The organism is uncultured Acetatifactor sp. (assembly GCF_948601915.1).
GTDB lineage: Bacteria > Bacillota > Clostridia > Lachnospirales > Lachnospiraceae > Acetatifactor.
On the sequence record NZ_CAPDXS010000169.1, the window covers coordinates 1 to 10154 of the forward strand.

Sequence of the window (10154 nt, forward strand, 5' to 3'; positions counted from 1 at the left end):
CGCCGTTTATGGCCACTGTGGCCACGGGGATGCCGGAGGGCATCTGCACGATGGAATACAGGGAATCCCTTCCTCCCAGGGAGGTGGTATGCATGGGGATCCCGATGACCGGCATGGGGAAAATCGCCGCGCACATGCCCGGCAGATGGGCCGCCATGCCCGCTCCCGCGATGATTACCTTGAATCCCTTCTCCTCCGCGCTCTTCGCGTACTCGTAAAATACATCCGGCTCCCTGTGGGCGCTGATGATCGACATCTCATAGGGGATGCCCAGCTCCTCCAGAATGTCCGCCGCCTTCGCCATCACGGGCATGTCGGAATCGCTTCCCATCACAATGCCCACCTTTTTTTCCTGTATGTCTCCCATAAATGCCTCCTTTGGCTATAATTTCTCTATTCTCCAGTTTACTAAAGAATGGCCCTGTGCGCAACCACTTTTTCCAAATTTGGGATCCCCGCCTCCCTCACGCCAGGCTGCCTCCCGCGTATATGATCAGCCCCACGCTTAGCAGCGCCAGGAGGTTCAGCACGATCCCCAGCACGGGAAAGAGCCTGAAATACTCCTTTTCCTGCAGGGTCACCAGCCCCAGTATCAGCCCCACGGTGGAGTAGAGCGCGGCAAGCAGGGCCCCGACCCCGAAGCCGGCTCCCACCTTCCCTCCGTTCCTGTAGGAGAGGAACACCATGATGCCCAGCGAGGCCAGGCTGATCGCGCCCAGAACCGCGGCCATGACGGCCCGGTTGGAATGTTTTTTATCCGTAAAAATAAAGCCTTTTCTTTTTTTCATATAAATCCGAAAGGGCACTCCCCAGAAAGGTCTGCCCCTCTTAGGAAATGCCCACCAGTCGCTCCCCGCCTAGAATATGATCTTGGACTTGCCCGCAATCAGCTTCGCCCCGCTGACGATCAGCAGGATTCCCGACACGATTCCCACTACCAGCGAGATCACTCCCACGGTAATGCTGGTAGCGCCCGCTCCTTTCATCACTTTATAGACTCTCTCGCTCATATAGCCGCTCCCTTCTTTCCCGTGTGGCTTTACTTCAATGCCAGCTCTCCTGCCCCGTATGTCCTGTAATACGCTTCTATGGCCGCCTTTGTGGCATCATCGATATAGATCTGCCCTTTGTACGGCCTGTTGTACAGATGCTCCACCACTTCCCCCATGGTCACGATGGCAGCCGTCTCAAAGCCGTAGCGCTCCCTGATCTCCTCCAGGGCGCTCCTGTCTCCCGCCGCGCCCTTCTCCATGCGGTTCAGGGACACCATCAGCCCCCTAATCTCCACCTTCGCCTGGGCCATGATGATGGGATAGGTCTCCTCGATGGATTTCCCCGAGGTGGTCACGTCCTCGATGATTACGACCCTGTCTCCGTCCTTCATGCCGCTTCCCAGCAGAATGCCCGCCTCGCCGTGATCCTTGGCCTCCTTGCGGTTGGAGCTGTAGCGCACGTCTTTTCCGTAGAGCTCACTGTAGGCCATGGCCGTGGCCACTCCCAGGGGAATCCCCTTGTAGGCCGGTCCGAACAGGATGTCGAAGTCGTCTCCATACTTCTCATGGATGGCCCTGGCATAGTACCCGCCCAGGCACCGCAGCTGCGTCCCTGTCACGTAAGAACCCGCGTTCATGAAAAAGGGGGACTGTCTGCCGCTCTTTAATGTAAACGAGCCGAACTTGAGCACATTGCTGTCCACCATAAATTCGATAAATTCCTGTTTGTACTGTTCCATACCTCTACCGCTTCCTCCTGTCAAACAAGCCTATGGTCCTTCCCTGGAAAAAAGGTGAGCAGGACGATAAGCCGGGTTCTGTCGCGTACAATGGAAAATCCGCCGGGCGCATCTTCCATCGACAAGAATAATCATCTATCTAGCACGGCTGTCGCCAGCCGCGTCCAGCGACCTACCTGAAAGCAGGCCGGGCAAGCCTGTCGCTCTCATTCTGGTCTTGCTTCGGATGGGGTTTACATGGCTCCGCCCGTTACCGGACGGACGGTAGTCTCTTACACTGCCTTTCCACCATTACAGGGCTCTACAGTCCCGCCCTGCTGTCTATTTCTGTTGCACTGGCCTTGGAGTCGCCTCCACCGGACGTTATCCGGCATCCTGCCCTGTGAAGCCCGGACTTTCCTCAGGCCCCCGCTTGCGGGAGCCCGCGATTATTTATCCTACTCACCGCTTCCTATTATAACGGCAGATCCCCGAAATTACAAGAGCAAAATCAGGCGCAGACGCAAAAGCGATTACGAGCGGCCGCGCGCCGTCACACATTAAAGCAGCTCCCTCCCACGAACTCCCTGCAGATGGAGTTCACCGGCAAGCTCTCGCTGGGCACGCAGAGGAAGTAATCCAGGAACTTCAGGAGCCGCTTGGCCTCGTAATACTCCGGCTCCCCCTTGGGAATCTGGAACAGCAAAGGCTCCGCGAAGGTCTTCAGCATGGCCAGCTCATAGATCAGCGCCGAGTTGAACATGGCATCCGCCTCCTCCTGGAAGGGGAAGATGTTCTCCTCCTCCCCCCTGCGCACGGAGGGCCACATCTGGATCGTCCTCTGGGCGCTGGAGCCCCTGGTACGGGCATCCCGGACCATCCTGCGCAGCAGCCTGCCGTCGGTGGTGGGGATGCGGTTGTGGGCATCTATGTTCAGGGTGGTCAGGGCGCTGATGTAGATTTTGTACTTGCTCTCCTCCGGCAGGGCATAGGACATCTTCCCGTTAAGGCCGTGGATCCCCTCGATTACAAGTATGTCATCCTCCCCCAACTGCAGGAAATCTCCCCTGTATTCCCGCTGGCCCACCTTGAAATTGAACGTCGGCAGCTCCACCCGCTCCCCGGCCAGGAGCTTCACCATGTTCTCGTTGAACAGCTTCACGTCTATGGCTTCCAGGCATTCGAAATTGTAGTCCCCCTTCTCGTCCCTGGGGGTGTCCTCCCGGTTCACGAAATAATTGTCCAGGGCGATGGGGTGCGGCACCTTGCCCAGGGTGCGGAGCTGGATGGAAAGCCTGTGGGAGAAGCTGGTCTTGCCCGAGGAGGAGGGGCCCGCGATCATGACGAACTTCACGTTCTCCCTGCCGGCGATGTCCCTTGCGATCTCCCCGATCATACGCTCCTGCTTCGCCTCCTGGACCAGGATCAGGTCGCTGACAGAGCCGCTGCAGATCTGCTCGTTCAGGTCCCCCACGGTCTCGATGCCCGCCGTCCTGCCCCAGCTCTTAGCGCTCTCCATGGTGTCGAACAGCTTCCTGCTCTCGCTGAAGGGCTCCAGCACCGTAGGGTTGGATTCCGGGGGCAGCACCAGCATGAAGCCCTCCTCGTAGGGAATCACGTCATACCACCTGATGTATCCCGCGTTGGGGAGCATGTATCCGTAATAGTAATCATAATAGCCCTCAATTTCGTATATATTCACCGTGGAGCCCATGCGGAACCGGAACAGCTTCACTTTGTCCTCCATGCCCTTCTCCCCGAACAGCTCCATGGCGTCGTCCAGGGGGTAGGATTTCTTCATGAAAGGTGTCCTCGCCTCCACCAGCTCCCCCATCCTGCGCTTGATGAGCCGGGCGCTCTCCTCCGTGGCGGGCACCTTCCCCAGGGTATTGACGTACAGCCCCCGCCCGATGGAGAACTCCACGCAGCTTTCCCTGGCCGCCCGGGCCCCGAACACATCGCTCATGCTCTTCAGGAACAGCATCTTGGCCGCGCGGATATAGGACTTATGCCCCACGCTGTCCCTCAGGGTGAAGAACTCTATGGTGCAGTCCCTGACCACCTTTTTGAACAGCTCCCTGATCTTGCCGTTGGCGCTCACCAGAGCGATGGTGCCATCGTATTCCTTCTGATACGCAGCCGCGATGGCCTCATATGTGGTTCCCTGTTCTACCTGCTTCTGCTCCCCATGAATCGTGATCGTAACCATATCCAACCTTCCCTTCTGCATTATTATACTGCGCGCCTACCGACATGCCTCCCCGGCGCTATCCGTAGCGGCAGAACGCCTCCTCTATCTGCGCCAGCTCCCGCCGCACCTCCTCCAGCCGGCCGCTGGCCCTGGCGGATCCCGCCGCCTCCAGGTCTGCCCCCAGCCGTCCCAGATAGCTCCTGCGCTGCCGCAGGTAGGCAAAAAGCACCGGATGCCTGCCCTTCAGCAGATGTTCCCCGAACAAGTCGTACAGCTCCCGCGTCCCCACGTCCTCCGCGCCTCCGCCAGCCGCGTCTCGCTCCCCGCCGCGGCCTGCGGGCATCTGCCCGGAATCCCCTGCCCCGGGCCGGGCCTTCATGGCAAAGTAATACTTCCCGTCCTCCCGGATCGCATCCTCCTGCACGATTCCAAAGCCCGCCTCCCGCAGGAACGCCCGAAACTGCGGAATCTCCGACTGGGGCTGCAGAATCACCTCCCGCATCCCCCATGCCAGATCCATGCCCTCCCGCAGGATCCGCTCCATGAGCCTGCCGCCCATACCGGCGCAGACCAGCGCCTCCGCCTCCCCAGCCCGGTATGCCCCCAGGCCGTCCGACAGGCGCAATGTTATGTACTCCCCGAGCCCGTATGCCTCCACATGGCGTTTCGCCGCCGCCAGAGGCCCTTCCCGCACATCCATGGCCAGCACCGTGGGACACGCCCCCTCCTGCACCAGGTAGATGGACAGAAAGCCATGGTCGCAGCCCACGTCCACCAGCCTGCTCCCCGGCGTCACCATATCCGCCAGCATCCGAAGCCGCCCTGACAGCGCCACGCTGCCTCCCGGTCCCTTCCTCTCCATCAGTCCAGATAGTCCTTCAGCTTCCTGCTGCGGCTGGGGTGGCGCAGCTTCCTCAGCGCCTTCGCCTCGATCTGGCGGATGCGCTCACGGGTCACGTTGAATTCCTTTCCCACCTCTTCCAGCGTGCGGGCCCGTCCGTCATCCAGGCCGAACCGCAGGCGCAGCACCTTCTGCTCCCTCTCCGTCAGGGTCCCCAGCACCTCCACCAAAGACTCCTTCAGCAAAGTGAAGGCCGCCGCGTCCGCGGGCACCGGCACCTTGTCGTCCTCGATGAAGTCTCCCAGATGGCTGTCCTCCTCCTCGCCGATGGGCGTCTCCATGGACACCGGCTCCTGGCTGATCTTCAGGATCTCCCGCACACGATCCGCGGGCATGTTCATCTCCTCCGCAATTTCCTCGGGGGCCGGTTCCCGCCCCAGCTCCTGGAGCAATTGGCGGCTCACACGGATCAGCTTGTTGATCGTCTCCACCATGTGCACTGGGATGCGGATGGTCCTGGCCTGATCCGCGATGGCCCTGGTGATGGCCTGCCTGATCCACCATGTGGCGTAGGTGGAGAATTTATAGCCCTTTCGGTAGTCGAACTTCTCCACGGCCTTGATCAGTCCCAGGTTCCCCTCCTGGATCAGGTCCAGGAAGAGCATGCCCCGGCCCACATACCGCTTGGCGATGCTGACCACCAGGCGTAAGTTCGCCTCGGCCAGGCGCTTCTTCGCGTCCTCGTCCCCCAGCTCCATCCGCTTGGCCAGCTCGATCTCCTCCTCCGCGGACAGCAGGGGCACCTTGCCGATCTCCTTCAGGTACATGCGCACGGGATCCTCAAGGCTGATTCCGTCCGGGATAGACAGATCCAGATTCTCCACGTCCACATCGTCCTCGTCCGACAGGATGATCTCCTCCACGTCGGTCTCGTCCTCCGTGATGCGCAGCACGTCCACATTGTTCTGCTCCAGAGCATCCAGAATCTTCTCGAACTGCTCCTCCTCCAGGGGCATGTCCGCAAAAAAGTCGCTGATTTCCTGATACTCCAGCACATTTTTCTTCTTTTTGGCCATATTGAGGAGCTCTTTCACCTTCTCTTCAAACTTTGCCCTTGTGTTTTCATCCATTGTAGTAATTCCATCCTTCCTCGGGAAATCCTTTCCCCTTTTTGTTTTACTGTAGATGCCTTGCGTTCCCACTGCTCGAAGTTACCAATATCTTTACCTTAATCTAAGGAAATATGCGTTCCTGCCAGCTCTTCCAGCGCTTTCTTGCCCGCGATGGCCTGCGCCAGGGCATTCACGTCCGCCCCCATATGGGAGATATGGTACTCGTAGCTGTTCTTTTTCACGGAAAGCAGAATCTCGTGAAAGGCTTTCTCCCGCTCCTGCTTCGAATCCAGCCGGGGCAGCACCGCGCCGAAAAGCGACGCCGCCTCTTTCTGCTCCTCGCTGTCCTGGAACATACTGATGATGCCCGCAGGATTTGCCCGGCCCTCCTCCAGCTCCGCAAAGAGCCGCTCCGCCACCCTGCGGTAAATCTCCACGGTAAAGTCCGCCGCGGAAATGTATCTCCTGATCCTGCCGTAGAGACCCGGCTCGCTGCAGAGCCATGTGATCAGGAGCCTCTGGGACTGCCTGGCGCTCTCCTCGGGCCCCTTTTTCTTCTGTATGCCTGATTTCGGGCGTTCCGGCTGCTTCGCCAGGCCGGTGCTCATGGCGTAGCGCGCCACCAGCCTGCGCAGGTTCTCGATGCCGATATAATATTTCCCGGCCACTGCCTGCAGATAGTTGTCCCGCTCCACATCCTCGGAGAATTCGCACAGCTTCTTCGCGATTTCCCTGTGGAACCTGGTCTTCTCCTCCGGGTCGTCCATGTCGAACTGCCCCTGGAGGATCCGGACTTCGAAGAAGAAGCTGTTCTCCGCCTGGCGAATCCGCTCCTCGAAGGCATCCTTCCCCAGCCCCTTCATGAACTCGTCCGGATCCTTGTAGGGCTGCATGTCGATCACCTTGCCGGTGAGTCCGGCCTCCCGCAGGATGCCGATGGCCCGGAGCGCCGCCTTCACCCCTGCGCCGTCGCTGTCGTAGGCCAGGAGCACCGTCTCCGTATAGCGCTTGAGCAGCGCCGCCTGCTCCGCCGTGAAGGCCGTCCCCAAAGAGGCCACCGCCTGGGTGAACCCGGCCTGGTGCATGGCGATGACATCCATATAGCCCTCGCAGAGTATGATGTTGCCGCTCCTGGCCTTCCTGGCATAGTTCAGGCCGTAGAGGTTGCGCCGCTTGTCGAATATGGGGGTCTCCGGGGAGTTCAGGTACTTGGGCTCCCCGTCCCCCATCACCCGGCCGCCAAAGCCGATGACCCGGTTGTTGATGTCCTGGATCGGATACATGACCCGGTTCCAGAACTGGCTGTTCAGACCGTATTTCTCGGAATGGGTGGCCAGCCCCGCCTCCTGTATGAGCTGATCCTCAAAGCCCTTCTCCCGCAGGTACTGCACCAGATTGGCGCCGTTCTTCCCCGCGAAGCCCAGGCCGAAGCTGCGCATGGTCTCATCGGTGAGCTCCCTTTTCTTCAGGTATTGGTACCCGATCTGCCCGTGAGGGCTGCGAAGCTGATAGTAGAAGAACCTGGCCGCCGCCTTGTTGACCTCCAGGAGCCTGGCCCGCCTGTCCCCGCGCCGCCTGGCCTCCTCCGACCCGTCCTCCTGGGGAAGCGCCACGCCGGCCCGCTCCGCCAGCATCCTCACCGCCTCCGGGAAGGTGTAGTTCTCATAGTTCATCACAAAGGTGTACACGTTTCCGCCCGCTCCGCAGCCGAAGCAGTGGTACACCTGCAGATCTCCGTTCACGGAAAAGGAGGCGGATTTCTCGTTGTGGAAAGGGCAGAGCCCCCAATGGCGGCCGCCCTTTTTCTGCAGCCTCACATATCCCGAGACCACTTCCACGATATCGTTCCTCGACCTGACCTCTTCCACAATCTCGTCCGAATAGTACATCTGTGCCTCCATCTCTCACCGAACCTCAGCCCATCCATGACTTCGGTATATATATGTCGTCATAGACGGCAATGGCGTATCGGTCCGTCATGGCCCCCACATAATCGCACACCACCTGCTCCCTCGGCTCTCCCTGCTCCAACAGCCCCCTGAACTCCTCCGGCAGACTGTCGATATGGTGCAGGAAATGCAGGTAGAGCGTCTCCATCAGCCGCTCCGCCTTGGCCTCCTCGCTCTTTGCCACCGGGTTTTCGTACACATGTTCGAACATAAACGCCCGCATCCTCGTCATGGCCAGATGTGTCTCCTCCGACATGCGGATGTCGTCCCTCCCCATGCTGGCATTCACGATGTCGTGGATGAAATGGTCGAACCTGTCGCTGGGCGTGCTGCCGATCACGTCGCGGATCTCCCTGGGCACGTCGCTCTCCTTCAGGATGCCCGCCCGCACCGCATCGTCCATGTCGTGGTGGATATACGCAATCTTGTCCGAGAGCCGGACGATCTTCCCCTCCAGCGTATGAGGGGTGCCGCTGGTCTGGTGGTTCAGGATGCCGTCCCGCACCTCCTCGGTGAGGTTCAGGCCCTGCCCCTTCTTCTCCAGCCTGTCTACTGTCCGCACGCTCTGGAGGTTATGCTCGAAGCCCAGAGGGCATATGCGGTTCAGCGCCCTCTCCCCCGCGTGCCCGAAGGGCGTATGCCCCAGGTCGTGCCCCAGGGCGATGGCCTCCACCAGCTCCTCATTGAGCCGCAGTGCCTTTGCGATGGTGCGGGCGTTCTGGGAGACCTCCAGGGTATGGGTCAGACGGGTGCGGTAATGATCCCCCTCCGGGGAGAGGAATACCTGCGTCTTGTCCTTCAGCCTCCGGAACGCCTTGCAGTGTACGATCCGGTCACGGTCGCGCTGAAACACAGGCCGTACATCGCAATGCGGCTCCGGCCTCATCCTCCCCTTTGAATCCGTGCTGTAGGACGCATAGGGGCTTAAATACTGCTTCTCCCACTGTTCTAGATTTTCTCTGATCGTCATGTGCGCTCCTGTCTTCTGACTGCTCTACTATTATTATTCTGCGCCCGGAGCCAAAATCCTTTTTCCTGTAACACATGAGCGGAATCCTTAGCGGCAGACATCGAAGATGAATTCCGCGTTCTTGTCCATGGCCGCCCTGGCCGCCCGGACAGGGGACATCTGGAACACATGCCACATGCCGGGATAGATGTCTATCTTCACGGGCACGTTCTTCTCCACAAAGACCCGGTGGAGCCGCAGGGCATCGCTCAGGAGGATTTCATTCTCCCCCACCTGGATATAGGTGGGCGGGAAGCCCTCGAAATTCCCGAAGAGCGGGGAGATCATCGGATCCGTCAGGTCCAGGCCCCCCGCGTAGGCCTGCACCATCCTGTCGATATAGGCGCAGTTCAGCACCGGATCCACCTCCGCCTTTGTCTGGAAGGACTTGCCCGTGGACGTCAGGTCCGTCCAGGGCGACATGAGCACCAACCCCCTGGGCAGCAGCCGCTTCTGCTCCCTGAGCTTCAGGACCAGCGCCAGGGCCAGGTTCCCTCCCGCGGAATCCCCCGTCACCACCACGTCCCTGGCGCCGTATCCCAGAAGCATCAGGTAATCCCATGCCCGCAGGGCATCCTCCAGGGCGGCGGGATAAGGATGCTCCGGCGCCAGCCGGTAGTCAAAGCACAGCACGTCCATGGAGGTGGACTCCGCCAGCTTGGAGGTCAATGTCCTGGCATACAGGCTGCTGCCGGTGGAATATCCGCCGCCGTGGCAGTGCAGGAGCACATATTTCTTCATATGGGCCCGGTTGACGCCGACCCATTCCCCATACATGCCGTCTATGTCCACCTCCTGGTATTCCACCGTCTTGGTGTTGCTCAGGATCGTACCGATATGGTCCTGGGACTGCCTGTGCTTCTCGATGTCCGCATTCTCCACCATGCCGTGGACACGCCTGATCAGGTTCATCAGCCCCTGGATCCTTCTGTCCGTGCTGTCCGCCTCCTCTATATCCTTCCCCGTCTCAATCTCCGCCTCTACGCCCGCCTGAATCTCAATTTCCCTTCCCGTCTCCATTTCTCTCCCTTTTCCTGTTCCCTGCGTCATTCTCGTATCCTGTCTTCCACTCATTTTCATCAATATGCAATTCTCTTTATTGCCTTACTTTTCGGTATGCCGGTGCGGCCGGCTGCATGGGAGTTTAGAAATGCAGCCTCCTGCGCACCTCGTTCCGCAGCCTCCTGCGGGAGAGCATGGTAATCACCGCGATGTCCAGTATGGTGCAGATCGTCAGCACCACCGCCGACCAGGTCAGGAATATCCGCGCCTCCAGATAATGCCTGATCAGCATCTCCAGCCCCATACACAGCAGCCCCAGAGCCGTGAAGAGATAGATCG

At 59.7% G+C, this 10154-nt stretch carries 10 protein-coding genes, 1 other RNA gene and 1 pseudogene; all 12 read right to left on the minus strand.

The annotated features are described in order from the left end of the window. Window positions 1-367, minus strand: a 367-nt coding sequence (gene purE, locus Q2B33_RS21050) for a 5-(carboxyamino)imidazole ribonucleotide mutase (RefSeq protein ID WP_300914229.1), incomplete at its 3' end; no start/stop codon positions are given. Between the two features lie 97 nt (window positions 368-464). Beyond that, on the minus strand, window positions 465-788 hold the full coding sequence (locus Q2B33_RS21055; protein ID WP_300564946.1) for a DUF6142 family protein: 324 nt from the start codon (window positions 786-788) through the stop codon (window positions 465-467). A gap of 69 nt (window positions 789-857) precedes the next feature. Continuing rightward, complete coding sequence (locus Q2B33_RS21060; RefSeq protein ID WP_296459802.1) at window positions 858-1010, minus strand: hypothetical protein; 153 nt, start codon at window positions 1008-1010, stop codon at window positions 858-860. Between the two features lie 29 nt (window positions 1011-1039). Then, complete coding sequence (gene pyrE, locus Q2B33_RS21065) at window positions 1040-1732, minus strand: orotate phosphoribosyltransferase (RefSeq protein ID WP_300564949.1); 693 nt, start codon at window positions 1730-1732, stop codon at window positions 1040-1042. A 51-nt stretch (window positions 1733-1783) separates the two neighbouring features. Further along, window positions 1784-2176: RNase P RNA component class A (rnpB, locus tag Q2B33_RS21070), an RNA gene on the minus strand. 88 nt (window positions 2177-2264) lie between these two features. After that, window positions 2265-3920 carry a nucleoside kinase gene (locus Q2B33_RS21075; protein WP_300564951.1) on the minus strand — a complete coding sequence of 552 codons (1656 nt, stop codon included), beginning with the start codon at window positions 3918-3920 and terminating at the stop codon, window positions 2265-2267. A gap of 58 nt (window positions 3921-3978) precedes the next feature. Continuing rightward, window positions 3979-4764, minus strand: a complete 786-nt coding sequence (locus Q2B33_RS21080; RefSeq protein WP_300564953.1) for a class I SAM-dependent methyltransferase — start codon at window positions 4762-4764, stop codon at window positions 3979-3981. Beyond that, complete coding sequence (rpoD, locus tag Q2B33_RS21085) at window positions 4764-5873, minus strand: RNA polymerase sigma factor RpoD (RefSeq protein WP_300564955.1); 1110 nt, start codon at window positions 5871-5873, stop codon at window positions 4764-4766. The genes Q2B33_RS21080 and rpoD overlap by 1 nt, the downstream gene beginning before the upstream one ends. A gap of 98 nt (window positions 5874-5971) precedes the next feature. After that, complete coding sequence (gene dnaG / locus Q2B33_RS21090) at window positions 5972-7744, minus strand: DNA primase (RefSeq protein ID WP_300564957.1); 1773 nt, start codon at window positions 7742-7744, stop codon at window positions 5972-5974. A gap of 25 nt (window positions 7745-7769) precedes the next feature. Then, window positions 7770-8774, minus strand: a complete 1005-nt coding sequence (locus Q2B33_RS21095) for a deoxyguanosinetriphosphate triphosphohydrolase (RefSeq protein ID WP_300564959.1) — start codon at window positions 8772-8774, stop codon at window positions 7770-7772. Between the two features lie 87 nt (window positions 8775-8861). Continuing rightward, complete coding sequence (locus Q2B33_RS21100; protein ID WP_300564961.1) at window positions 8862-9833, minus strand: alpha/beta hydrolase; 972 nt, start codon at window positions 9831-9833, stop codon at window positions 8862-8864. Window positions 9834-9957: 124 nt separating this feature from the next. Next, a pseudogene (locus tag Q2B33_RS21105) lies at window positions 9958-10154 on the minus strand (hypothetical protein); the annotation flags it as partial.